The organism is Mangrovibacillus sp. Mu-81 (genome assembly GCF_036867415.1).
In the GTDB taxonomy this organism is placed as follows: Bacteria; Bacillota; Bacilli; order Bacillales; family Bacillaceae_B; genus Rossellomorea.
The window spans coordinates 638,375-662,329 of sequence record NZ_JBAJHU010000001.1 but is presented as its reverse complement, the minus strand read 5'-3'; the positions used below and the strand labels follow the sequence as shown (position 1 = coordinate 662,329).

Here is a 23,955-nt window from a genome sequence, read left to right as displayed (position 1 = left end):
TTTTTACGGTACCTAGTAATAAATCCGCTGTTAATTCAATATTATATAGCCGCTTTTAGTGTAGCCCAAACATTATAATACACTGAGTGTATAGAGACTTAAACAAAAAAAAACAACCCCGATTGATGGGGTTATTTTCTCCTTTTCTCTTTTAATGATTCACTCTCTACACGATCCATAAAGTCAGTGACTACTTTGTTGTTGTTTCTCTCGCCTCCCAGTTTTAACAGGACTTTGCCAAGGAAGTTCAATCCTTTGTTCTGACCACTGTAAATAAAGTTGGTTTCTTCTTCATCAATCTTAACAAGCGTAAAACTGGCTTCGATTTCAAATGCCTTTGCCAAGGTGAATCCAATTTTATTGTGTTTTTTTTTTGGCATGTTATCATATTCCAAATCTTCTACTATATACGTCTCTATACGTTTTCCTTCTTTGTATTTCTGTTGAATCTTTGTTCCCACCACGCCTTCCTTTTGCTCCAATACTTTATTTTCTACTACATTCGGCATGATCCGCTGAATGTTTTCGAGTTTAAACAAGTTCCAAATTTCTTCAATGTTTACTGGTATGATACGTTCTTCGTTCCATTTAATCATTTTGCTCATCTCCTATTCCCAGTTCAAAAAAATCATCCATCTCTTCAATAATTCCCTGAAGACGTGTTACTTCTGCTTCTAAATTTCTTTTCTTTTCCCTGATCAACCTCTCGAGGTTATCAAATGATTCATCATTTACAACAGCCAGCATTTCCTGAATGGTAAAATTGAATCGCCTCAAGTACACCAATAATCTCGCAACAAGATACGAATTGTTATCATAGTAGCGGTATTTGTTGTGTGGATCGATATAGACCGGCTCCAGCAATCCGATATCAGCATAATAGCGCATTGTCTCTTTGCTCAGACCGGTCATGTTTGAAAACTCACTTACCTTGTACATTTTGGCCACCTCTTACTATGATGATAAACGATGTTGTGCACTACATGGTCAATATTTTCTTTATAGTTTTACTTTGGTCACTTCTCCCGATGGCGTCTTCGTCTTGCACTTCAATCACCAGCCGGAACCAGCTTAGCACATAAAAAACCTATCTCTTCGGCCTAAAAGAGATAGGAATATACTACATTTTTTATCAAATTCGACATTTTCCAGGAAATAAATAAAATGTATTCGACAGGGTTTGTCGTTTCATAAGTATCAGATGATAACCCCAGTAATAATTGCAACTATTGTCATTACAATGGTTGTTCCAAACGCCCATTTAAAAATGAACTTCTGGTGGTCGGCCAATTCCACTCTGGCCAATCCAATCAGTAAAAATGTAGAAGCTGTTAACGGACTTAATGGGAACCCTGTTGTCATTTGTCCTAATACTGAAGCCCGTGCCATTTCTACCGGAGCGACCCCATAGATATTTGCTGTCTCGCTAAGAACCGGAAGGACTCCAAAATAATAGGCATCCGGGGTAAACAATAAACTAAGCGGCATTGCTAAAACAGCCACTAATATGGACATCGCTCCACCCACCCCCTCAGGAATGATACTTACTAATGACTGAGCCATAGCCTCAATCATTCCAGTACCTGAAAGAATGCCAGTGAAAATACCAGCAGCAAAAATAATTGAAACTACTGTAACCATACCCAAAGCTTGAAGTCTTACTTGTTCTTGTTGTTCTTCCGACTTACGGTAGTTAACTATTAAAGCAATAGCGAATGCTACCATGAATACAATAGGAAGAGGAAGCCAGACTTTTATAAGGGCAATGATCGTAAAGATGGTCAAGAGTAAATTAAACCAGAATAATCCGGGTTTTCTCATATTCATTTCATCTTTGGACAACTCTTTTTGGAAATCATATTGGAAATCTTGGATGCCAATTCTGTTTCTCTCTTTTTTTCCCAGGTAGTACGCAACAAACAAGACCCATATGACCCCTGCTATCATGGCTGGAATCAATGGATTAAATATAACTGCGGGATCAATATCTAACGCCGTACCTGCTCTGGCTGTCGGACCACCCCACGGCAATAAATTCATTACACCTGCCCCGAGGGCAACCATACCGGCTAATACAAGACGGCTCATTCCGAGTCTTTCATATAGAGGTAATAGTGCTGGAATGGTAATCAAAAAAGTTGAGGCTCCCGATCCATCTAAATGCGTAAGCATTGCAATTACCGCAGTTCCAACTACAATCTTTAAAGGGTCCCCTTTTACAAGTCTTAATACTCTGGAGATGATTGGATCAAACAATCCTGCATTATTCATAACACCAAAAAACAAGATGGCGAACCCTAACATGATCCCTGTCGGTGCCACACCTACAATCCCATCCAGCATCAGCTTCCCTAATTCTTTTGTAAACCCTGCAAGCAGCGCAAAAACTAAGGGAACTAATATGAGCGCTACAATAACCGAAACTCTCTTTGATAAAATAAGATATAAGAAGACTGCTATTGTTAAAAATCCGAATAATGATAACATAATTCTCCCCCTGTAATTTCAAATCAATATCAAGTACTCCCCATCCCGCAACAAGAAAGTCAGTCACATTCAATTGGAAATTGCACTTCCATCTCTAAAAGAGCACTGCTGAAACTTTTCCCGTGAGTATCCAGGGAAACTGAAGTCGTCACTCCTCCAAGCAGACTGTTTGTGCATACAAAATTAAAAGCCTTTATAGATGGGACTTCATATCTTGTAACCTCACCCATCACTATATCTTTCAAGTGCATTTTCACTTTTTCTGCCGTTACAATTTCCTTAAGGAATTCATAATCTTTCTCAATGTATGGAATAAGGGACAAATTAATGATATTTCCTTTATCCCCTGTTCTGCTGTGGGCAATCTCATAAAGTTTTATCGTTTTAGTCATTTTTAAACACCTCTACTTTTCTATCCAAATCAACAATTTCTCTTGAAAGAAAGGTGGACACAATTCCTATACACTCTGAAACTTTTTTCCGGGCTCCTCCTCCTCCATATGGACCGTTCGTATATAATGCTTCAATTTCGTTACCAACTTTTTCTGCTAGTACTTCGTTTTCAACTAGAACAGCTGCACGCAACCTGACTTCATAAGGTCTGTACTCATCAAATGATGTTCTGTGAATGGATGAAACCCCAATTAAGTCCAGCCTCAATTCATTTATGCCATCTGCATTGCCTAACCTTTTTTTTATGACTTCTTCTGCCAGCTTTGCTCTATCAATAGCAGTACTGCCCGCATAAGATATTTCTCCTTCCCCTATAAAGCCAGCCTGATACCCAATAGATACTTTGTAGGTTTCAGGCTTCTCTTTACCACTGCCGCCTGTCACCCGTACTTGGTCCCTTGCAATTTCTTCTAATGATACTGTACTAAAATCCGCCTTTACATCTGGAGTAATGTATTGACTTGGATCATGAACTTCATAGAGCAGCTGCTCCTTGACTGTTTGAAGATTTACCACTCCCCCCGTATTGTCCGGCTTCGTGATTACGGCACTTCCATCAGCATGTATCGCTGCATAAGGAAAACCGAGTTCTTCAAGATTCGGTACTTCTTTTAACCCCGGATCAGCAAAGTAACCACCTGTAATTTGACCTGCACATTCTAATAGGTGACCGATGACAGTACCTTTTCCAAGTAATTCATAATTGTCCAAGTCCCAGCCAAAGTGGTGAATCATTGGCGCCAATGCAAGTGAAGGATCTGCAACCCTGCCAGTGATAATGATATCTGCATCACTTTCTAATGCAGGAAGAATGGAGTCTGCTCCGAGATAGGCATTAGCAGAAATTTTATGAGTGATATCATTTACCGTCTTTTCATTTTCTAACAGAGCAAAGCTGCCGGATAACTTGTTTAACACATCATCTCCCGTTACAGCAGCGACTTTGATTGATATATTTAATTTTTCTGCAATTTCTACTATTTTCATTGCTGCAGCCTTAGGGTTTGCTGCACCCATATTAGAAATGATTCTAAACCGTTTTACGTCTAATTCTGGTAGTAATGCATACATTCTTTCTTCTAATAATGGATCGTAGCCCCTTGAAGGATCATGAAGTTTTTCTTTCTGTGCAATGGCTATTGTTCTTTCAGCCAAACATTCCAACATTAAATAATCTAAATCTATTTTTTTCACTAAGTCCACTGCAGGGTCTAGACGATCACCTGAAAAACCTGCACCACTGCCTATTTTCAACATTGTTAACACCTCAGTAAGTAATTTGATTTTCCATGAACCAATAATGCGACTTTTTTTATCCTCCTTTCTTTTGAATAAGAAAATTATTACTACTTATTCGTTATGCAATTTTCGTGCCAATAAAAAAAACGCTTAATGAAAGCGTTTTCTAAAATGAATTTCTACTAATTTAGAAATTAATAATGATTCTCTGCAAACCCTTTACCGAACGCATTCACAAAATTTTCTAAATTATTGGAATGAAGAATATCCTTTTTCTAATTTCTTAGAATCCCACTAGTGATTGATCCTGTGCTTCTTCATTTTATTGTAAAGGGTAGCCAATGAGACTCCCAATACTTTTGCAACTTTCTTTTTGTCTTCAAGATCATATCCGTATTGTTTGAAGGTGGAGATGATTTTCTCCCTTTCTGCTGCATCAATCGTCTCTTTTAAAGATTTAATCATTTGCCCATCAATTGATTCTTTATAGAGAGATTCCGGTAAATGCCGAGGTTTGATGGCTCTATCTTCAGTCATACAAATCGCATAATCCAATGCATTTTTAAGCTCTCTTACATTGCCCACCCAATCATGTTCCTGAAGTATTTTCAATGCAGCATCGTCCAGTATATATTTAGAAGGGTTATTATAATTGCTTTTTTCTAATATAGACTGAATGATTTCAGGGATATCCTCCCTTCTTTCCCGAAGCGGTTTTAGATGCAGATGCAATACATTCAGTCTGTAAAACAAATCTTCTCTAAAGTGATTTTTTTCAATTAATTGATGCAAATCTCTATTTGTTGCCGCTATAACTCTTACATTTACTACTTTTTCCCTTGTTGAACCTACCCGGCGTACCTTCTTTTCTTCTAAAACCCGTAAAAGCTTGGCTTGGAGTTCATAGGTGAGTTCGCCAATTTCATCAAGAAAAATGGTTCCTTCATTTGCCACTTCAAATAAACCCATCTTGCCCCCCCTTTTAGCACTTGTAAATGTACCTTCCTCATAACCAAACAATTCGCTTTCAATTAATGAAGCAGGAATTGCTGCACAATTCACAGGAACAAAAGGACTTCCGTAACGATGGCTTGCGTTATGAATTGCCTGCGCAAAAAGTTCTTTACCCGTGCCGCTTTCTCCGGAAATGAGGACCGGTAAATCAGATTCGGCCGCCTTACTCCCTAAGCGTATGGTTTCCTGTAATCCTCCGTTAACACCGATAATTTGTTCAAAGGTATATTTAGCTTCATATAGTGAATTCATCTGTTGTTTTAACTGACTTATTTTTTCTTTATTCTTTTTTAGTTCCTTCGAAAGCTTATGCACCTCTGTAAGCCCTTTACATATTGAAACAGCACCGATTATTTCATTATTCAGCAGAATTGGGGCCATATCGACTACGTACTCAACTTCGCCTTCTTTCCGATATATACCGACTCTGGTTCTGCCGTCTTTCAACGTTTCTCCAAGCTGTGCTTTGGGACGAACGCTCCTTAGCTCCTTCCCGATAATTTCTTCTGGTGATACCCCTGTTATCCTTGTATATTCAGGATTGATCAGTCTTACAATTCTTTCCTTATCAATAATGAGGACTCCATCATGAATAGACATAATTGCAGCTCTCAACCATTGATTTTGTTCACTTCCATTTAATCCAGGGAAAACGTCATCTAATACCGCCTCCGCCATCTTCTTCACCGCCTTTATGAAGATTATTCATTCAGATACTTTACCATCGTCTTTTACCTAACATTCAATTTACACTCTAATTATATTCTTTTCATCTATAAGAAGTCTTTTCACTTTCTCTGACGCCTCATCAATACTATTCACTTTCAAAATGATTTTCTGATCCTCTGCGTACTTTCCTGCAGTATGGATGTATCTGGGGTCATAATAGTATTCGAGTAGCAGTTCGAGGATATATTCGTAATTTCCGTTCTTCAGTTCTTCCTCGATTGTATTTGCGACCGGGCTGTGAATACGGCGTTTTATTCTTCTGAACGCTTGTGTGAATTCTTCATGATGCTCATGAAGCCGGTATTCTTTCATGAGGTGCGCGACTCTTTCTTTAATAGGGAGCTCTATGAAGATGTGCGTCGCCTGTTCTTTTTTATTCAAAAGAAACGGAGGCAGTTGAACTTTGCCGACGCGTTTGCTTTCCGCTTCGAATATGACAAAGGGGTGTTGTTCAAGACGAGTGATCTCCCTGACGAGGAGCGAGTCAAAGGTTTTCTGATTATGCGGTGCGAGACCTATGCCTCCGAATACAGAGCCTCGGTGATTGGCAAGCCCTTCAATATCAAGGACCGGAATTCTATCGCTTTGCAATCTGTGTAGAATTTCTGTCTTGCCTGTACCGGTACCCCCGTTCAGGACAAATGCTTTCGGTTTCATTTCAAGTGTTTCAAGCTGCTTCATCACCCACCGGCGATAGGCTCGCACCCCTCCCTTGATCCGGTGCGTCTCAAACCCCATCAGATCGAGGAATGTTGCTGCCGCTTTGCTTCTCATCCCTCCCCGCCAGCAGTACACCACTTTCTTACCAGGGAGCTCCTTGAATTGCTTAATGAAGGCAGGGAGCTTTGCGGAAAAGAGTTCAAGACCTCTGTCCGTTGCAGTCTCTTTGCTCACTTGTTTGTAAAGGGTCCCTACTTCCGCTCTTTCTTCATCGTTGAAGACGGGAATGTTGTAACTTCCCGGTATCGACATTTCTTCATATTCTGAAGGGGAGCGTACATCAACCAAGACAAATTCATCGCTCTCTGAATTCAGTAATTCATCAATATCCATTTCCTTGAACAAGTTGCTTCACCTCTTTTTGATTTGTAAGTCCAGTATGGTCAGAATTTTTATATGTAATAAGCTTACTTTTATACTAATCTATTCAACCGTCATTTTCTATCGGATTGGACATAAAAAAACACCCTCACTCTATCGGTGAAGGTGCTGGACCATTGTTAATGCATCTTTGTCCGCTATGATCGTGACGTTGGGATGGTTTCTGAGAATAGATGCAGGGAAACTTTCTGTTACTTCATTCTCCAGGAGTTTCTTCATGGCATCCTGCTTTGATTTTCCTGAAACGAGCAGAAGGATTTCCCTGCTTTTCATGATGGTAGAGATGCCCATCGTAATGGCCTGACGGGGCACTTCATCAATTGAAGAAAAGTAACGGGCATTGGCTTCCCTTGTCGATTCGGTGAGTTCCACCAGATGTGTACCTGATTGGAATGATGTTCCTGGTTCGTTGAATCCGATATGACCGTTTTCGCCGATTCCCAAAATCTGAAGGTCGATACCCCCAGTCTCTTCAATCAATTTCTCATATCGATCGCATTCCTTTTGGAGGTCTGTGGCCATACCGGAGGGGATATGCGTATTCTCCAGGGCAATATCAATATGTGAAAACAGATTCGAGCACATATATTGAAAATAGCTGTTCGGATCCTCCTTCGAGAGTCCGATATATTCGTCGAGATTAATGGAGTTGACACACTTGTAGGAGGTGCCGTTCACATGATGGTCCTCAATGAGTTCCCCGTATAGTCCTGTTGGGGTCCCGCCGGTTGCCAAACCCAGGGTCAGACAATCCGATTTCATAATTTTACCGATCACGTGCTGTGCTGCTTTTACACTCATCTGCTTATAGTCAGACACTTCAATGATTCTCACACGTCATCAACCCCTCTTTCATAAGCAATTTCCCCTTTACAAATCGTCATAAACACGTTCAGTTGATCATCCAGAATGACGAGATCGGCGTCTTTACCCCAAGTTATGCTTCCTTTCCTGTTGAAGACGCCGAGTTGTTTAGCAGGGTTTTCAGAAGTAATCTTGATCGCTTCCTCTATCGGGCATCCGGTAAATTTCTGGATATTCTTAAAGGCGGATTTCATCTCGAGCACACTACCAGCGAGCGTATCCTCGTCTAACATTGCCATGCCGTCCTTAACGGTTACCATCTGACCTCCAAGATCATACTGACCGTTTTTCAGACATTTTGCACGCATGGAATCAGTGATGAGAATCATTCTGTCCCCTGTGATCTGCTTAAAGGCAATATCTACCGCTTCCGGCCTGACATGAATGCCATCAGCAATCAGCTCCACCATTACTTCCCCTCGATTGAACGCTGCTCCAACGATTCCGGGTTCACGGTGATGAAAGCCTGACATCTGATTGAATAGATGCGTTACATGAGATACACCTTTGTCGATCGCTTCACCCATCTCATCATAAGAAGCATTGGAATGACCTGCCGACGCTATGATCCCCTGTTGTTTCAAATGCTGGATGAGACTATGCTCTTTGTCCATTTCAGGTGCCAGTGTCACCAGCTTGATATGATTTCCTGAAGTCGCCTGCCAGCTTTCAAATGTATCCACACACGGTACTGCGATATGATGCAAAGGCTGTGCTCCAGCTTTGCCGCTATTGATGAATGGACCCTCTAAATGGATACCGAGGATTTCTGCCCTTCCTGTTTTTTGGTGACGATCGATATAATTTCCCGTACTGACGAGCGCCTTTTCTATATTTTCTTTCGACTCCGTCATCGTCGTCGCGAGAAAGCTTGTCGTCCCTTCCTTTGGTAAGGATACCGTCATCGTGTCAAGTGCCTCTGAGGTAGCATCCATTATATCTGCACCGTTGACACCATGAATGTGGACATCAATCATGCCGGGAATCACCGATGTGTTCTTCGGCAGGGAGATCCCGGTAAATCCTTCATCATTTTTGAGACTGGTCATTTCGCCTACTTCTGAAATGGTCCCGCTTTCTATTTTGATAAATCCATTATCAATGACTTTATTTTGCGCATAAATTTTTTGATTTCGAATGATATAGTTAACAGGGCGTGTGAACATATTTCCTCTTCCCTTCCATTATCATGATCTAGTTTGACTGTATCATCTTGAACGCATAGTTGTCTATACCAATTACCATTTTTCATAATTTAAGTTTATTATACCTATTAATTTACGATGAAAATTAGCAGCCCACCACAGACTGGTATAGACATCACTTCATTTTGAATGGTAATATGTTTGTGATTAAGAACTCAAATGCACTCTAAGATTTATATAAATATCGTAGGAAGGTGACAGCGAACGTGGTAAATAAACAGTCCCCATTACCTCTGTATTACCAAATTGAAGAACATATAAAAGGGTTGATCGACTCTGGAGGATTAAAACCCGGTGATGTGCTCCCTTCTGAAAGAGAATTGGCCGAATCATTCAATATAAGCCGTATGACCGTAAGGCAGGCCATCACGAACCTGGTGAACAAGAACCTTTTATATCGAAAAAAAGGCAGCGGAACTTATGTTTCCCATCATAAGTTCGAACAATCCCTCCATGGACTGACTTCTTTCAGTGAAGATATGAGAAGTAGGGGTTTTGAACCCGGCAACAAGCTCATTCACTTCGAATTGTCCAGTCCCACCGAAGAATTGGTCCATCACTTCTCTTTACAAGGTGAGGATCTGGTCTACAAGATCAAACGGATCCGGCTGGCAAATGGTGAACCCATGGCCATCGAGACAAGTTATATACCGGTGAAGCTGATTCCCGGACTCAGCCAGGAGATTTTATCGAAATCGTTGTATCAATATGTAGAGGAGCAAATTGGAATAAAGCTGGGCCATGCCTCCCAAACAATCGAAGCCTCCGCCGCCACTGAAGACGATGCCAAGCATTTGCAGCTTGAGCTTGGCGAGCCTGTTTTATTTATCCAGCGGGAAACTTTCCAGGACGACGGCGCTCCTTTCGAACTGGTAAAGTCAACTTATCGGGGAGATAAATATAAATACAAGATGAACATTGAGCGGTTACGATAAAAAAACTCACCTGAGAGACATCATGATCCTTCAGGTGAGTTTTTTTATCTACTTTTCTTAAAAGCTAGTTCTTTTCCTGGTAAAAATGGTATAGACATCTATACTAATAGTTGATATGATACTTTGTAAGCGAATTCATTTTATTACTACATTTTTATTACAAAGGGGAGAATTATATGCGGAAGGAAGAAAGATTGGCCAGAGAAATAACCGAGCTTCTTGGCGGACCGAGCAATATCGCTGCGCTGGAATCATGTATGACGCGTCTGCGCGTTAAGCCGATCGATGAGAGCAAGGTTGATTTGGCAGGCATCAAAAAAGTTGATGGGGTGCTGGGAGTTGTCGAAGCAGAAACACTCCAAGTCATTTTGGGACCTGGTATTGTGACGAAAGTTGCTGCTGAAGTATCTGCATTAACAGGAAAATCCGTATCATCTGTGGACGAGGATGAAGTCGAGGACTTTTCTTTCGAAGGACTTGCGGACCGTACGAAATCCGACTTAAAGAAAAAGAACGCCACTCCTTTTAAGTTATTCCTGAGAAAGATTGCGAGTATATTTATTCCATTGATCCCTGCCATCGTGGCTTCCGGATTAATCGCCGGACTTACGAATGTGATCATTCGCTCAGGTGCAAATCCCGAGTCTACATTCATCCAGATATTAGACTTAATCGGCTGGGGCTTATTTGGTTACCTTGCCATCTTCGTAGGTATTAATACGGCGAAGGAATTTGGCGGATCACCTGCACTTGGTGGTGCTGCCGGGATCTTGATCATCAATCCTGGACTTGCAAACATCACCTTATTCGGCGATGCACTCGTACCGGGACGCGGCGGCCTGATCGGTGTTATGCTCGCTGCTGCATTCATTGCGTTTCTTGAAAAGAGAATCAGGAAAGTTGTTCCATCCGCAGTTGATATCATCGTGACACCGACTGTTTCATTGCTGATCACCGGGTTTGCTACGTTACTCATACTTCAGCCTGTAGGAGGATTCGTTTCGGATCTCATCACAGAAGGATTACTCGGCCTTATTGATATGGGAGGTTTCTTTGCAGGTCTGATCCTTGCAGGAACATTCCTTCCATTGGTTGTAACAGGACTTCATCAAGGATTGACTCCAGTTCATATGGAATTGATCAATACAATCGGAAATGATCCATTGCTTCCGATCCTTGCGATGGGTGGTGCCGGCCAGGTAGGTGCTGCATTTGCGATTTACTTTAAAACAAAGAATCAAAGGTTGAGAAAAGTCATCAAAGGCGGGCTTCCTGTTGGAATCCTTGGAATTGGCGAGCCGCTTATTTTCGGAGTCACCCTCCCGCTTGGCCGTCCATTCATCACAGCTTGTCTCGGCGCAGCTGTAGGTGGAGCATTCCAGGCTGTCTTTAAAACGGCAACCATCGCCATCGGAGTATCCGGTATCCCTCTTGCCTTCCTAATGGATGACGGACAAATCCTTCTATATCTGGCGGGCGTGCTGATTGCCTACGTATTCGGTTTCATCTTCACATGGATGTTTGGATTCAATGAAGAAATGGCAAAGGATATTTGAGTAGATTCATATTATAGTAAAGAAGGAGGATCTTCCTCCTTCTTTACGTTTTAGTTGGAGTGTGAAATGAACATGCTTGGAATTTCCGTTTATTTGAAAGAAGAAAACAGGAAGAAAAATGCTGAATGGATAGAGAAAACCTCCTCTCATGGTTTTCGGTCCATCTTCACTTCCCTTCATATACCCGAAGATAACCCGGACACATATAAGGAATTGCTTCAAGAGCTGGGCTCCCTCGCGAAAACGCATCACATGGAACTGCTGGCTGATGTATCACCGCTGTCGCTGGGGCATCTTGGCCTCGACTGGAGTACACTTCCACAATTATTGGAGTGGGGCCTTGCTGGAATTAGGGTGGACTATGGCTTTACTGCTGATGAAATCGTCAGCCTGTCCAAACTCATGAAAACCGGTATAAATGCAAGTACCGTATCTGAATCAGAGCTTGACAGCTGGATCGAAAAAGGATTAAATGTGGAAAACGTGGAAGCCTGGCATAATTTCTACCCCCGTCCGGAAACAGGACTGGAACTTGATTTCTTAATCGAAAGAAATAGTATGCTGAAATCGAAAGGCATCACCACGATGGCGTTCATCCCGGGTAATGAAACGCTGCGCGGACCGCTCTTTGAAGGTCTCCCTACCCTGGAACAGCACCGTCATGCATCTCCTGCTTTTGCAGCAGCACAATTAAAATATTCAGGATTCACCGATAAAATACTCATCGGAGATCCGGCTGCAAATGAGAAGACCCTAAAAGAACTCAGTTTGATCAATAAGGGAATCATCCCCATAACCATCGATCTGCACCCCGGCTCGGATTACACATCGCTGCTGACCTGTATTCATACCAACCGGATGGATCCTGCGCGGGACGTCATCAGGTCAGTGGAATCACGCTCCTATGCCCGGAAAGGGATCCGGATTGCGCCACATAACCAGATCAAGCGACGTATAGGATCTGTCACCGTCGACAATGAATACTACGGAAGATATTCAGGCGAACTTCAAATCGTCAAAAAGGACTTACAAAGAGATGATAAAGTGAATGTGATTGGTGAAGTCATTCCGGAACACCTTCCCCTGATGCAAGAAATAAAAGCCGGAGGAAAATTTCAACTACTAGTGAGGGATAAGATATGAATCTAACGAAATTAAACACTGAACAGCAGAACCCCAAGACGCTAAACATCGATTTAATGGAGACAGAAGAAATTATCTCGATCATCAACCAGGAAGATCTTCTCGTTCCTAATGCGATTGCAAAAGAAATCCCTGCCATCAGTTCTGTGGTCGACCGAATTGTACAAGCCTTCAATGAAGGCGGCCGATTAATTTATACTGGAGCAGGAACATCTGGCCGCCTTGGCATACTGGATGCCTCAGAATGCCCGCCAACATACGGCACGGACCCGGAAATGGTGATCGGAATCATTGCAGGCGGTAAAGAAGCGACAACAGAAGCGATAGAAGGCGCTGAAGATGACAGTGAACAGGGCAAGCAGGATTTAGTTGATATCCGATTGACTGCAAGGGATGTCGTGGTCGGGATTGCTGCCAGCGGGAGAACCCCCTATACCATCGGGGCGCTTTCATATGCGAACGAAATCGGCGCTGCATCAGTCTCCGTTATATGCAGCAAAGACTCTGAAATGGAGAAGATCTCCTCTTACACGATTGCACCGATTGTCGGCCCTGAAGTGGTGACCGGATCAACACGCATGAAAGCGGGCACTGCCCAGAAGCTAGTACTGAACATGCTGACCACCGCTTCCATGATTAAAACCGGCAAAGTGTACGGCAACCTCATGGTCGATGTCCAGATGACTAACGAGAAACTTCGTAAACGTGCAGAAAACATTGTCAAGACAGCTACCGGCGTCTCAGACGAAGAAGCAAGCTCAGCGTTGACCGAACAGGACAACAACACGAAAGCGGCCATCCTGCAGATCATGACAGGTCTCAAAGGGACCGAAGTGACAGTATTACTTCATGAGCACTCAGGTCATTTAAGAGAAGCTGTTGCTGCTTTTCATCGTGCTCAATAAACGATTTTCAGGGGACTGACCTTATCGTGTGATAGGGTCATTCTTTCTTTCATCTATGAAAAATCATTATAAAAGGTGGTAATGTAATTGATCACACCCTCCCTTAAAAAAAGGTTCACTGACATAGTCGGTGAAGAAAACTATAGAGACAGCTCAGCAGAAAAACTCGTCTATTCCTATGATGCAACCCCAAATTTCCAATCGATGCCCGACGGTGTCATCGTCCCCCGCTCGACTGAGGAAGTTTCTGAAATTGTGAAACTTTGCAATGAGCACGGTGTACCCATCGTGCCCAGAGGTTCCGGTACCAATCTGTGTGCGGGGACATGCCCGACTGAAGGCGGACTCGTCCTGCTTTTCACTCATATGAACAGCATCTTGGAAGTCGATGAAGAAAATTTGACGGCCACCGTCCAGCCGGGGGTGGTGACACTGGATTTGATACATGAAGTCGAAGCCCGGGGTCTATTCTATCCTCCCGATCCAAGTTCAATGAAAATATCAACGATCGGCGGCAATATTAATGAGAATTCCGGCGGTTTGAGAGGACTGAAATATGGCGTCACCCGGGATTACGTCCTCGCTTTGGAAGCTGTACTTCCAAACGGGGATATCGTGCGGACCGGCGGGAAACTCGCGAAAGACGTGGCCGGATATGACCTGACCCGCCTTTTTGTCGGGTCGGAAGGAACCCTTTGTGTCATTACGGAAGCGACGCTGAAGCTCGTTCCCATTCCTGAAACAAAGCAGACGATGCTCGCTCTTTATCAGGATATTGAAGCTGCTGCTCAAACTGTTTCAAGTATTATTTCAAACAGGATCATCCCCGCCACTCTTGAGTTTTTGGATCAGCCAACATTAGAAGTTGTGGAGGATTTTGCAAAAATCGGCTTGCCGGTTGATGTGAAAGCCGTTCTTTTGATTGAACAAGACGGTCCCGCCGAAGTGGTTGCGCGCGATATGAAACGGATGGAAGAGGTTTGTCTGGAAAACCAGGCGGTGTCCGTCCAATTGGCCGCGACTGATGTGGAAGCCGAGGCACTCCGTACGGCGCGCCGGTCTGCCTTGTCTGCACTTGCCCGCCTGAAGCCGACGACCATATTAGAAGATGCCACGGTCCCCCGCTCTGAAATCGCCAAGATGGTAAAAGCCATCAACGAGATTGCGGATCGATATGAGTTGAAGATCTGTACTTTCGGCCATGCTGGCGACGGGAATCTGCATCCGACAGTGGCAACGGATGCCAGGGACCATGAAGAAATGGAACGGGTAGAGGCGGCTTTTGAAGAAATCTTTGCACATGCCATTGATCTCGGCGGAACGATTACTGGTGAGCACGGAGTCGGAATGATGAAGGCACCTTATCTGGAGTGGAAGTTGGGTCCCGAGGGAATCGGTGCGATGAAAATGATCAAGCGGTCGTTCGATCCAAACAACATCATGAACCCGAATAAAGTATTTGCTAAAGAATCAAGAAAACGAGTGGTGATTTCAAGATGACAACAACCAAAGAAAGACAGCAGATCAAGCACGAATTCCAGGAACGGATGGATCAGGATGAGCTGCTGAACTGCATGAGATGCGGATTCTGCCTTCCATCCTGTCCCACTTATATCGAATCGGGATTTAAAGAATCTCACTCACCACGCGGCAGGATCGCTTTGATGAAGGCGGTTGTGGACGGTGTAATCGAACCGGATGAAGACGTGGAGCGTTCACTTGATCTTTGTCTCGGCTGCCGGGCATGCGAGCCAGTATGTCCCTCAGGTGTGAACTATGGACATTTATTAGAAGAAGCCCGGGACATCATCAATCAGAATAAGAAACATTCCCTTCCAGTCCGCGTACTGAGAAAGACGGTATTCGAAGGGTTCTTCCCTCATCCGGGAAGAATGAGGATGCTTACTTCGCTTCTTGGTATCTATCAGCGTTCCGGGTTGCAAAAGGCCGCCCATGCCTCCGGTGTGATGAAACTGTTCCCTGACAGTATGGCGACCATGGAAAGAGTGCTGCCACAGGTTCCAAGATTGAAAGACATGAAGAACCGGCCGAACGCTTTGTTCTCCATCGGGGTAGCCAGAAAAAAAGTCGCTTTCTTTTCAGGTTGTTTGATGGATACGATGTTTTTGGAAACGAACAATGCGACCACGAAACTTTTGCAGCTGGCAGGCTGCGACATTGTAATCCCTGAGCAGCAGACATGCTGCGGTGCCTTGCATGGTCACAGCGGGGAAAAAGCTTCAGCCAAAGATCTGGCCAAGAAGAATATCGCAGCTTTTGAAGACTCTGATGTCGACTACATCATCACCAATGCTGGGGGCTGCGGAGCGTTTCTTGTGGACTATGACCACTTGCTGAAGGATGAGCCTGAGTGGAAAGAACGCGCTATCCGGTTTAAAAATAAGATTAAAGACATCTCCTCTATTTTAGTAGAATTGGAGTTTCATAAAAAAAAGAACCTTCGTACGGATGCACAGCGCATTACGTATCAGGATTCATGCCACCTCCGAAATGTGCAGAGGACATTCATGGAACCCCGGCTCCTCCTCCAATCAATTGAGGGTGCGGAATATAAGGAAATGAAACAAGCCGACCATTGCTGCGGCTCGGCAGGCATCTATAATATCGTCGAATCGGAAATGTCCATGAAGATACTGGATCATAAGATGGAGAATGCAGAAGCAACACATGCCGTAACAATTGTCACAGCGAATCCAGGATGCCTGCTGCAAATGAAGCTTGGGATCGAAAGAGAAGGCCTGTCTCATAAAATGCGGGCGGTTCATATTGTGGACTTTTTGCTTGAAGCTGTGGAGGAATGAGGAGGACTGCCCTTTTAGGGTGGTCCTTTTCTGTGAGGAGTAAGGGCTTGGTTGGATGGTGGTGCCTGGCACACTAGATAAGTGAGGAAAGCTGTACCTGGTACATTACAACTTTTTTGTACCTGGTACACCTCAAAAATTACCAAAATCCAAAGGCCCGTCGCTCACTACACTAAAGGATCAAAGTGCTTTTTCCTCTGCATATTCTTTTGTGGTGGCCTCAATTGCTTCATTCATGATATCGACCATTTTTTTCAGCTCCTCTTCGTTTGCTGCGAGTGGCGGCATGAAGACGATTGTATCTCCTATCGGACGTGTCAGCATGCCGAGCTCCCTCATTTTGAGGGTGGTCTGGTATCCGACTCTATCTTCCCAAAGGAAAGGTTTTTTCGAGTCTTTGTCTGCAACCAATTCGATGCCGCAAATCATCCCAAGCTGACGTATATTCCTTACGTGGGGATGACTCTTTAACGGCTCGAGCAGATTTTGAATAATCGTTGTTTTTTCTTGAGTTTGCTCGATTATGCGTTCTCTTTCATAGATTTCAAGGTTGGCAAGCGCAGCCGCGCATCCAAGCTGGTTCCCTGTGTACGAATGGCCGTGGAAGAAAGTTTTTAATGACGTATAGTCATCGTAAAAGGCTTTATAGATTTCTTCCGTTGTCAGGGTCGCTGCTATCGGCAGGTACCCGCCTGTAATCCCTTTCGCAACCATCATGATATCCGGCTGAACGTCTTCATGCTCGACTGCGAACATTTTTCCGGTCCTGCCAAATCCGGTCGCCACTTCGTCGACGATCAGAAGGACATTGTATTTTTTGCACAGCTGCTCCACCCCTTTGAAATAGCCCTTTGGCATAATGTTCATTCCACCGGCTCCCTGAATAAGGGATTCAACAGTCATCCCTGCAATTTCATGGTGATGTTCTTCCAAAATCAACTCCAGTTCTTGAAGAGCCTGGTCGCGTATTTCATCTTCATCAGTCAGTTCAGGATGATGATAGACATCAGGGAATGGAGCGACCAGAGTGTGGAACATGAGAGACTTGTAGACACGGTGGAAGATATCCACTTTCCCCACACTAATTGCTCCGACAGTATCGCCATGATAGGCATTTTTGAGCGTGATGAATTTCTGCTTGTCCGGCCTTCCGATATTCTGCCAATATTGATAGGCCATTTTGATTGCGATTTCGACCGAAGTTGCACCGCTGTCTGAATAGAATACCCGTTTCAGTTTTTCAGGAGAGAGATCAATCAGTTTTTCTGCTAATAAAATCGATGGAATGTTGGACGCACCGAGCAAAGTGGAATGAGCGATTTTATCCAGCTGTTCTTTGATCGCACTATTGATTTCCTCATTTCGATGTCCATGAACGTTCAGCCAAAGAGAAGAATAGGCATCAAGATATTCGTTTCCGTATATGTCACGGAGATATACGCCCTCTCCACTTTCGATTACTAGCGGATCAGCATCATAATCTTTCATTTGTGTAAATGGCAGCCATAGATACTGACTGCTTTTTTCAATAAGCTTCTCTGGATTCATGCTGCATCGCCTCCTCTAAAACATTGATGTCCCATTTTTCAAGAACCTTTCCTAAAGCCAGTTCTTCCATTTCATCTTCTTTTATGTATGGGAAGGTGCCCACGATAGGAACGCCAGATAATTTCTCCAGCATCCTCTTATTGTCTTCTTCGATTTCAGGCAATTCATCAGGTGTTATCCGGTTAAGGATGATACCTGCGATATTTATGTTTCTCTGCTTCAGTGCCATTACCGACAGAACCGTGTGATTGATCGTTCCAAGCCCTGCCCTCGCTACCAAAATGACCGGCAGCCTCAGGTGTTCGATCAGGTCAATCATGGTTTCTCCCTCATTCAAAGGGACGATCAACCCGCCTGCTCCTTCGACGAAAACAAGCTCATGTGAGTTTAAAAGTTTCTGAGTTTGATTGATGATAGGCTGAGCCTCGATCTTTTTTCCTTCCATCGCCGCAGCCAAATGAGGAGAGCTTGGTGTTTTTAGCAAATATGTATTGGTTTCGTCCCCAAATCGCCGTTTCGCCAATCGTTCATAAAATACGGTATCCGGTGCAACCAGCCTGTCTCCTCCCCACTCGGCCCCGCTTTGTACAGGTTTATAAGGAAAAACATCGACTCCCTTGTCCAGAAAATAACGGGTTAACACGGCAGTGATCATCGTCTTGCCAATCTCAGTGTCAGTTCCTGTTATGAAAAAACCACTCAAAAAATCTTCCCCCTTTTTATTTATGTTAACTATATTTACATTTTAGTTAACATATTTAATAATATGTATCATACCACATATTTTTTGAGAGGATGATATGAACATGAGTAAAACGAAAGAAATTGTCTTATGCGGTCTTTTTGCCTCGTTGATGGCTGTCGGGGCGAATGTTTCACCGTTTCTGATGATCGGCGGGGTTCCCGTCACGCTTCAATTGATGTTTTCCATTCTGGCAGGAGGGATGCTCGGGAGCAGGACAGGCGCTAAAGCGATGACGGTCTATTTGACTCTCGGACTGGTTGGGACTCCAGTCTTTGCACAGTTCAAAGGCGGCCCTTCAAGCTTATTGAGTCCCACATTCGGATTTGTGCTTTCTTTCATCGCTGTAGCATTTGGAGTAGGAATGGTGCTTGAAAGAAATCGCACCTTGACTGGATATGCTGCTGCGGGAATCCTGGCCATAGCGTTGAATTACATAATCGGTACGAATTTCATGTATGCAGCTCTATCATTCTGGGCTGAGGCACCGAGTGATTTCAGTTACACAGTCGCTTGGGGATGGATGGCAGCCTACCTTCCTCTGGATCTTGGGGTCACGGCTGTTTCAATGGTGCTCTTACAGCGGTTATATAAAGCCGTTCCGTCTGTTAAACCGCAGTACGTATCTAAATAGGGCTTACGGATTTTTAAGAAGAACACAAAATAAAAACTCAGCAACTGATTTTGTCTCTTACATCAGCTGCTGAGTCAATAAACCAGCCCATATACCAAAAACCGTTCATATACATTATGCTCGTACTCCCCGGAAAGATTGATCTCCTTCTTCAGTTCGAACAATGGGTGATTCTCAAGATAATGAACATAATCATCTGAACTGTAGTACAACACAATTTCAATGTCACGGGGAGAGAATTCTAAAGAGAACAGGATATTATTGATGATTTTCATGAAAATTTGGACTGAAAACGGATTAAAGAAATAGAAGACATTGTCGGCGGGATGGATTTCATACTCTTCGGCCAGGCAGCAATGAAATTCGATTGAGCTTCTTCTGCCTTTTTTCTTTTTCAAATAGCTATCCCGGTTTTCAACGGCTTGCTGATAAAATTGTTCATTCATTTCGATACCGATTACCGTCGATTGAAATAAATAATGAATAAAGAAATTGAGCCTGCCTTTCCCGCTGCCAAAATCAACGACTCGGTCGCTGCTTTTTAACTCGTATGATTGAAAAAGATCTTGCAGGGCGCTGTATGGGGTCGGTTCGTACCGATGGTAGTGAATCGATCGCGGCATCCCCACTTGGTCCTTACCCGTTTTTATATTTAACAATTCATCGAAATTGAGTTCTTTCATATCGATCTCCTGTCTCGGCCCCGTCTTTAGTTATTTAACGCAGTGAGGGAATGGTCTTACTTTTTGATCGGTTTAAGGATGGTCCGCTGCATAGGTACTCCGCCCATGGTAACGTTCCGTTCAATGAAGAGGTATTCTTTGCCGTCTATGATAAAACGTCCGTTACCTTGATAGTGAACTTCTTTGCCTTCTTTTTCAAGTTCTGCCTTGATTGCTCCGATATATTCCTTCCCCTTAAAATAACGTTCATCAAAATCGATTTGAATATTCCCTTTCTCATAACCCATGAGAAAATTAAATAAGAGGAACATGCCGATAACGACCGGGATGGCCAAGATGATTTCCATGATGAGCATCTCTCCTTCCATTGTATTACCATATTATACGAAACAACCAGAATATGGTTTCAAGAATCGTCTACCAATCAAATAATGTGAATCCTCAAACAACTTATGATATTTTAAGAGAGACTATTATTTCAAGTGAGGAGCGAATGTACAAATGCGGGATAAAGAAGCACTTAAGCAGGAAATACTGGATGCTTATAAATTCAGGCATGCCACAAAGCAATTTGATCCGAATAAAAAAGTAGAGGATGATGATTTTCAATTCATCATGGAAACCGGACGCTTATCGCCGAGTTCCTTTGGCTTCGAGCCTTGGAGATTCCTTGTCATTCAAGAACCCGGCCTTCGTGAAAAAATAAAAAACACAGCATGGGGAGCATACGGAAAGCTGCCCGAAGCAAGCCATTTTGTCATCTTACTGGCACGCACGAGACTGGATACAGAGTATGATTCTGCCTATCTTCTCGATCACTTTAAAAATGTCAAAGGCATGCCGGAAGATCATATGAGTAAATACCTCGAGAAAATTGAGCAGTTCCAAAAAGTTGACTTTGACCTTTTGAACGGTGAGCGTCCTCTCCTCGACTGGGCTGGCAAGCAGACGTACCTCGCGCTTGGCAACATGATGACGGCAGCCGCTCAAATCGGGGTGGACTCCTGTCCGATCGAAGGATTCGATATCGAGAAAATGAATACTCTGTTAGGTGAAGAAGGCCTGCTTGATGACGGTCATTTCAGCATCTCAGTCATGTGTGCATTCGGATACCGGGTAAACGATCCTGCACCAAAAACACGCAGATCTTTTGAGGATGTTGTGAAGTTTGTTTGAGTAAAAAAAGGAATCTTGCTGCGAAGCAGATTCCCTTTTTTATGTCATTTACTTAAGGGACTACCTTTTAAACCAATCCGCTCCTTCATCCATATGGACAAATGGGATATCTGTATCCACTTCACCTGTAAGCCGATCATGTGAAACATCTATCCCCCTCAGCCATTTTGCGAAATCAAATATGACAGGGTCCCGATCCCCTCCCAAGGCAAACCAGGCTTTCATTTCTTTAGGAAGATAAGCGGATGTATGAATCGTGCCTGCCCAACTGCCATAAAGATCTGAGAAGACGCCTCGATTACTGTCGTTCATGAGACGGAAAGCGTCTACAATGCCTGGGTTCCTCCCTTTTTCTTTTTCCATCACCGCCAATCTTCGCTTTGAATCAACCAGGTGATTTCTATTTTCCTCTTTCATGATTTCAAAGTGATTAGTACAGGTGTTTGATTGCCTTACCTTAACCCCGCGGGGAGAGGTTTCAACGATGAAGGTCCGGCTGGTCTTATCATACACGACATAACTGAACGAATGCCGATGGGGGATTTCCTTCAGTAGATCCACTGCTTCCTCTACCGAAGCAGCCGCCTCAAGTACAAGCCTGCCAATCATGCAGCAGATGAATCCATCCCCTGGATTCTTCCGATGCATGAAATTGTATCCGACAGCGAGTCCCTTCTCATTCATGCCGTCCATCCGTCCAGTAACCCTTTGACTTGGTCCGATCATCGCGTATCCTGTATCCGTCGGCTGGTAGAAAACATAGCGCCCTTCGTACGTCTTGGGATGATAATCATAATTCCGGATTAAATAATTCTCACCCGTAAGAATCGAACACCCGGAACGAACATAATCGACCCTGTAACCGCCGAATTCCTTCAGCACCTTCTCGATCGGCCACCCAAGTACATCCTGCAATCCGAGAAGTTCATCCCAGATACCCGGGGCAAACCTTGTAATGATTGATTTCGTTTCTTCCACTTCTATTGAAAATCGCGGCTTCCTCACCTTCCATTGATTGTCTCGATTCTTTACCGTAATGGAATCCTTGATTCGTTCTCCCTGCATATATCCGAATTCATAATGATTCCCTCTGAATTGAATGATGTCGCTATGTATCGTTTTCACTTTGGTCCCTCATTTATATCAGTTTTTTTCTTATTAAGAATAATGGATTGTTAGGGATAAATAAAGAATATGAAATTGTGCCTGATTCAAATACTGAGTTTCGAGCAAGGCACCTTCATGATTGATATACCTTTAGATGCAACCATTAAAAAAAGGAACAGTCACCTGTCCCTGAATAAATTCATAAATTCATTCTATTTCTTTTTTTCAATGATTTCATCGATAATCCCATATTCCTTCGCTTCATGGGCACTCATGAAATAATCTCGATCTGTATCGAGGGCGACTTTCTCTAAAGACTTCCCTGTTTTTTCCGAAATGATCTCATTAATATGCTCTCTCAGCTTCAATATTCTTTTTGCCGATATTTCGAGATCTGTCGCCTGCCCCCGTGCTCCTCCGAGCGGCTGGTGAATCATGATTTCACTGTTGGGAAGTGCGAATCTTTTTCCTTTGGCACCTGCAAGTAATAGCATCGCGCCAAAGGATGCAGCCATACCCGTGCAGATTGTGCGGACATCCGGGCTGATATATTCCATTGTATCAAAGATGGCAAAGCCTGCCGATGTTGAGCCTCCTGGACTGTTTATATAAAGTGAGATGTCTTTCTCAGGATCGTCCGCTGCCAGAAATAACAGCTGGGCAACGATGCTGTTGGCCATGTGATCATTTATTTCATCACTCACCATGATGATACGGTCTTTTAACAATCTTGAGTAAATATCATAGGAACGCTCGCCTTTACTTGACTGCTCGATAACATAAGGGATGGTACTCATTTTCATTCCTCCTTAAAGCTTATGCTGCCATTGAGAGGACGCTTGAAGGAGTGGAAGAACTTCTTGTAATGGAAGGCATTGCAACCAGCTTCGGTACGGAATGAGTGGAAATCCATACCGGGAGGCCTTCGATTAATCGAGACGGATCCTGTGAGTTTATGCTGTCCTGCAGAATGGTCAGGATGTCTACCTGAAGATGTTCTTCCCAATACTCCTGATTGGAGATTGTTTCATCATGTTCAGAAAGGTTTTCAAGTCTGGCTCTCGTCCTTCTGAGGAGTGCTTTCACGGCTGTATCCGTCATGTTTAAGAGTGCGGCGATTTCAGAGATTTTGTATTGAAAGGCTTCTTTCAGAACGAGTGTGATGAGCTGCTTTGGTGTCAGATTTTTTGTCAGTTTTTCCAAAGTCCCGTCAACCCTTTCGCCCCTTTGTTCCACAGGGTGATCGGGCACATTGCCGAGCATTTCTTTACTTTGTTTGCGGATTTTATCAATCCATGCATGATAAGCCATTTTCTTCAATAGCGCAGCGCTCCACTTTCCTTGATCAGGGTAATGTTTGAGTGCCCTGCAGATGGATTCCTGACATAAATCTTCCCCGTCCCATTTATTCTTGGTAAGAAATAAACAGTAATGCTGCAGCTTTTCCACTAACTCACTCAACCCCTGCGACTCCATTTCATTTTCTTTCCTCACAGACTCACGAAACATATTCCTTCACTCCTTTATATCCTCTCACGCTAATAACGTCTTTCGAATAGAAAAAGATACCGGCAAACGAAAATTTTATTAAGTCTCTCATAAATTAATCTTT

General features: G+C 43.4%; 24 protein-coding genes. 8 read left to right on the top strand and 16 right to left on the bottom strand.

From position 1 onward, the window contains the following. Nucleotides 1-131: 131 nt before the first annotated feature. From V6B33_RS03345 to nagA, 9 genes are all read right to left on the bottom strand, one after another. Nucleotides 132-596 (bottom strand): SRPBCC family protein, encoded by a 465-nt coding sequence (locus V6B33_RS03345; protein WP_334216307.1) that lies wholly within the window; start codon nt 594-596, stop codon nt 132-134. Beyond that, nucleotides 589-939 (bottom strand): MerR family transcriptional regulator, encoded by a 351-nt coding sequence (locus V6B33_RS03340; protein ID WP_334216306.1) that lies wholly within the window; start codon nt 937-939, stop codon nt 589-591. Before V6B33_RS03340 ends, V6B33_RS03345 begins: the two co-directional genes overlap by 8 nt. A gap of 258 nt (nt 940-1,197) precedes the next feature. Then, on the bottom strand, nt 1,198-2,487 hold the full coding sequence (locus V6B33_RS03335) for a CitMHS family transporter (RefSeq protein ID WP_334216305.1): 1,290 nt from the start codon (nt 2,485-2,487) through the stop codon (nt 1,198-1,200). A gap of 59 nt (nt 2,488-2,546) precedes the next feature. After that, nucleotides 2,547-2,879, bottom strand: coding sequence for an AtuA-related protein (locus V6B33_RS03330; protein ID WP_334216304.1), 333 nt, complete (start codon nt 2,877-2,879; stop codon nt 2,547-2,549). After that, nucleotides 2,872-4,197: an acyclic terpene utilization AtuA family protein gene (locus tag V6B33_RS03325; RefSeq protein WP_334216303.1), complete on the bottom strand. Its 1,326-nt coding sequence runs from the start codon at nt 4,195-4,197 to the stop codon at nt 2,872-2,874. Before V6B33_RS03325 ends, V6B33_RS03330 begins: the two co-directional genes overlap by 8 nt. A 276-nt stretch (nt 4,198-4,473) precedes the next feature. Then, a complete protein-coding gene (locus V6B33_RS03320; protein WP_334216302.1) occupies nt 4,474-5,871 on the bottom strand; it encodes a sigma-54 interaction domain-containing protein in 1,398 nt (465 codons plus the stop codon). A gap of 69 nt (nt 5,872-5,940) precedes the next feature. After that, nucleotides 5,941-6,987: a tRNA 2-selenouridine(34) synthase MnmH gene (mnmH, locus tag V6B33_RS03315; RefSeq protein WP_334216301.1), complete on the bottom strand. Its 1,047-nt coding sequence runs from the start codon at nt 6,985-6,987 to the stop codon at nt 5,941-5,943. Between the two features lie 129 nt (nt 6,988-7,116). Then, the gene (nagB, locus tag V6B33_RS03310; protein WP_334216300.1) at nt 7,117-7,857 is read right to left on the bottom strand and encodes a glucosamine-6-phosphate deaminase; all 741 of its coding nucleotides are present in this window, start codon (nt 7,855-7,857) and stop codon (nt 7,117-7,119) included. After that, nucleotides 7,854-9,053 carry an N-acetylglucosamine-6-phosphate deacetylase gene (gene nagA / locus V6B33_RS03305; RefSeq protein ID WP_334216299.1) on the bottom strand — a complete coding sequence of 400 codons (1,200 nt, stop codon included), beginning with the start codon at nt 9,051-9,053 and terminating at the stop codon, nt 7,854-7,856. The genes nagB and nagA overlap by 4 nt, the downstream gene beginning before the upstream one ends. A 245-nt stretch (nt 9,054-9,298) precedes the next feature. Between nagA and V6B33_RS03300 the strand changes: the two genes are divergently transcribed. From V6B33_RS03300 to V6B33_RS03275, 6 genes are all read left to right on the top strand, one after another. Next, nucleotides 9,299-10,027, top strand: a complete 729-nt coding sequence (locus V6B33_RS03300) for a GntR family transcriptional regulator (protein ID WP_334216298.1) — start codon at nt 9,299-9,301, stop codon at nt 10,025-10,027. Nucleotides 10,028-10,203: 176 nt separating this feature from the next. Further along, entirely contained in the window at nt 10,204-11,583 is a 1,380-nt protein-coding gene (locus tag V6B33_RS03295; RefSeq protein ID WP_334216297.1) for a PTS transporter subunit EIIC, read from the top strand. Between the two features lie 66 nt (nt 11,584-11,649). Further along, the gene (locus tag V6B33_RS03290; protein WP_334216296.1) at nt 11,650-12,726 is read left to right on the top strand and encodes a DUF871 domain-containing protein; all 1,077 of its coding nucleotides are present in this window, start codon (nt 11,650-11,652) and stop codon (nt 12,724-12,726) included. Continuing rightward, on the top strand, nt 12,723-13,631 hold the full coding sequence (gene murQ / locus V6B33_RS03285; protein ID WP_334216295.1) for an N-acetylmuramic acid 6-phosphate etherase: 909 nt from the start codon (nt 12,723-12,725) through the stop codon (nt 13,629-13,631). The genes V6B33_RS03290 and murQ overlap by 4 nt, the downstream gene beginning before the upstream one ends. An 87-nt stretch (nt 13,632-13,718) precedes the next feature. After that, nucleotides 13,719-15,131, top strand: coding sequence for a glycolate oxidase subunit GlcD (glcD, locus tag V6B33_RS03280; protein ID WP_334216294.1), 1,413 nt, complete (start codon nt 13,719-13,721; stop codon nt 15,129-15,131). Continuing rightward, nucleotides 15,128-16,453, top strand: a complete 1,326-nt coding sequence (locus V6B33_RS03275; RefSeq protein ID WP_334216293.1) for a (Fe-S)-binding protein — start codon at nt 15,128-15,130, stop codon at nt 16,451-16,453. The genes glcD and V6B33_RS03275 overlap by 4 nt, the downstream gene beginning before the upstream one ends. 180 nt (nt 16,454-16,633) lie before the next feature. On the opposite strand, the gene bioA is transcribed toward V6B33_RS03275, so the two are convergent. Both bioA and bioD read right to left on the bottom strand, forming a co-directional pair. Continuing rightward, complete coding sequence (gene bioA, locus V6B33_RS03270) at nt 16,634-18,001, bottom strand: adenosylmethionine--8-amino-7-oxononanoate transaminase (protein ID WP_334216292.1); 1,368 nt, start codon at nt 17,999-18,001, stop codon at nt 16,634-16,636. Further along, the gene (gene bioD / locus V6B33_RS03265) at nt 17,979-18,704 is read right to left on the bottom strand and encodes a dethiobiotin synthase (RefSeq protein WP_334216291.1); all 726 of its coding nucleotides are present in this window, start codon (nt 18,702-18,704) and stop codon (nt 17,979-17,981) included. Before bioD ends, bioA begins: the two co-directional genes overlap by 23 nt. A 97-nt stretch (nt 18,705-18,801) precedes the next feature. Between bioD and V6B33_RS03260 the strand changes: the two genes are divergently transcribed. Further along, nucleotides 18,802-19,377: a biotin transporter BioY gene (locus V6B33_RS03260; protein WP_334216290.1), complete on the top strand. Its 576-nt coding sequence runs from the start codon at nt 18,802-18,804 to the stop codon at nt 19,375-19,377. Between the two features lie 74 nt (nt 19,378-19,451). On the opposite strand, the gene V6B33_RS03255 is transcribed toward V6B33_RS03260, so the two are convergent. Next, nucleotides 19,452-20,060 (bottom strand): methyltransferase, encoded by a 609-nt coding sequence (locus V6B33_RS03255; RefSeq protein ID WP_334216289.1) that lies wholly within the window; start codon nt 20,058-20,060, stop codon nt 19,452-19,454. Between the two features lie 56 nt (nt 20,061-20,116). Next, nucleotides 20,117-20,407, bottom strand: a complete 291-nt coding sequence (locus V6B33_RS03250) for a hypothetical protein (protein WP_334216288.1) — start codon at nt 20,405-20,407, stop codon at nt 20,117-20,119. A gap of 154 nt (nt 20,408-20,561) precedes the next feature. Between V6B33_RS03250 and V6B33_RS03245 the strand changes: the two genes are divergently transcribed. Further along, complete coding sequence (locus tag V6B33_RS03245; protein ID WP_334216287.1) at nt 20,562-21,236, top strand: NAD(P)H-dependent oxidoreductase; 675 nt, start codon at nt 20,562-20,564, stop codon at nt 21,234-21,236. 60 nt (nt 21,237-21,296) lie between these two features. Here V6B33_RS03245 and V6B33_RS03240 read toward each other — a convergent pair whose 3' ends face one another. The 3 genes from V6B33_RS03240 to V6B33_RS03230 all read right to left on the bottom strand — a co-directional run bounded on the left by V6B33_RS03240 (nt 21,297) and on the right by V6B33_RS03230 (nt 23,852). After that, a complete protein-coding gene (locus V6B33_RS03240; RefSeq protein WP_334216286.1) occupies nt 21,297-22,361 on the bottom strand; it encodes a C45 family peptidase in 1,065 nt (354 codons plus the stop codon). Between the two features lie 194 nt (nt 22,362-22,555). Next, nucleotides 22,556-23,140, bottom strand: a complete 585-nt coding sequence (gene clpP / locus V6B33_RS03235; protein ID WP_334216285.1) for an ATP-dependent Clp endopeptidase proteolytic subunit ClpP — start codon at nt 23,138-23,140, stop codon at nt 22,556-22,558. A 19-nt stretch (nt 23,141-23,159) separates the two neighbouring features. Then, nucleotides 23,160-23,852 (bottom strand): sigma factor-like helix-turn-helix DNA-binding protein, encoded by a 693-nt coding sequence (locus tag V6B33_RS03230; protein ID WP_334216284.1) that lies wholly within the window; start codon nt 23,850-23,852, stop codon nt 23,160-23,162. Nucleotides 23,853-23,955: the final 103 nt, after the last annotated feature.

What these genes read in the sequence shown, in the direction of transcription:
- V6B33_RS03290 (WP_334216296.1), top strand. Translation starts at nt 11,650, where the DNA reads ATGAACATGCTTGGAATTTCCGTTTATTTGAAAGAAGAAAACAGGAAG.
- V6B33_RS03335 (WP_334216305.1), bottom strand. Translation starts at nt 2,487, where the DNA reads ATGTTATCATTATTCGGATTTTTAACAATAGCAGTCTTCTTATATCTT.
- V6B33_RS03295 (WP_334216297.1), top strand. Translation starts at nt 10,204, where the DNA reads ATGCGGAAGGAAGAAAGATTGGCCAGAGAAATAACCGAGCTTCTTGGC.
- V6B33_RS03230 (WP_334216284.1), bottom strand. Translation starts at nt 23,852, where the DNA reads ATGTTTCGTGAGTCTGTGAGGAAAGAAAATGAAATGGAGTCGCAGGGG.
- nagA (WP_334216299.1), bottom strand. Translation starts at nt 9,053, where the DNA reads ATGTTCACACGCCCTGTTAACTATATCATTCGAAATCAAAAAATTTAT.
- V6B33_RS03345 (WP_334216307.1), bottom strand. Translation starts at nt 596, where the DNA reads ATGATTAAATGGAACGAAGAACGTATCATACCAGTAAACATTGAAGAA.
- V6B33_RS03275 (WP_334216293.1), top strand. Translation starts at nt 15,128, where the DNA reads ATGACAACAACCAAAGAAAGACAGCAGATCAAGCACGAATTCCAGGAA.
- V6B33_RS03255 (WP_334216289.1), bottom strand. Translation starts at nt 20,060, where the DNA reads ATGAAAGAACTCAATTTCGATGAATTGTTAAATATAAAAACGGGTAAG.
- V6B33_RS03340 (WP_334216306.1), bottom strand. Translation starts at nt 939, where the DNA reads ATGTACAAGGTAAGTGAGTTTTCAAACATGACCGGTCTGAGCAAAGAG.
- V6B33_RS03245 (WP_334216287.1), top strand. Translation starts at nt 20,562, where the DNA reads ATGCGGGATAAAGAAGCACTTAAGCAGGAAATACTGGATGCTTATAAA.
- V6B33_RS03320 (WP_334216302.1), bottom strand. Translation starts at nt 5,871, where the DNA reads ATGGCGGAGGCGGTATTAGATGACGTTTTCCCTGGATTAAATGGAAGT.
- murQ (WP_334216295.1), top strand. Translation starts at nt 12,723, where the DNA reads ATGAATCTAACGAAATTAAACACTGAACAGCAGAACCCCAAGACGCTA.
- bioA (WP_334216292.1), bottom strand. Translation starts at nt 18,001, where the DNA reads ATGAATCCAGAGAAGCTTATTGAAAAAAGCAGTCAGTATCTATGGCTG.
- clpP (WP_334216285.1), bottom strand. Translation starts at nt 23,140, where the DNA reads ATGAGTACCATCCCTTATGTTATCGAGCAGTCAAGTAAAGGCGAGCGT.
- V6B33_RS03260 (WP_334216290.1), top strand. Translation starts at nt 18,802, where the DNA reads ATGAACATGAGTAAAACGAAAGAAATTGTCTTATGCGGTCTTTTTGCC.
- V6B33_RS03250 (WP_334216288.1), bottom strand. Translation starts at nt 20,407, where the DNA reads ATGGAAATCATCTTGGCCATCCCGGTCGTTATCGGCATGTTCCTCTTA.
- V6B33_RS03330 (WP_334216304.1), bottom strand. Translation starts at nt 2,879, where the DNA reads ATGACTAAAACGATAAAACTTTATGAGATTGCCCACAGCAGAACAGGG.
- V6B33_RS03325 (WP_334216303.1), bottom strand. Translation starts at nt 4,197, where the DNA reads ATGTTGAAAATAGGCAGTGGTGCAGGTTTTTCAGGTGATCGTCTAGAC.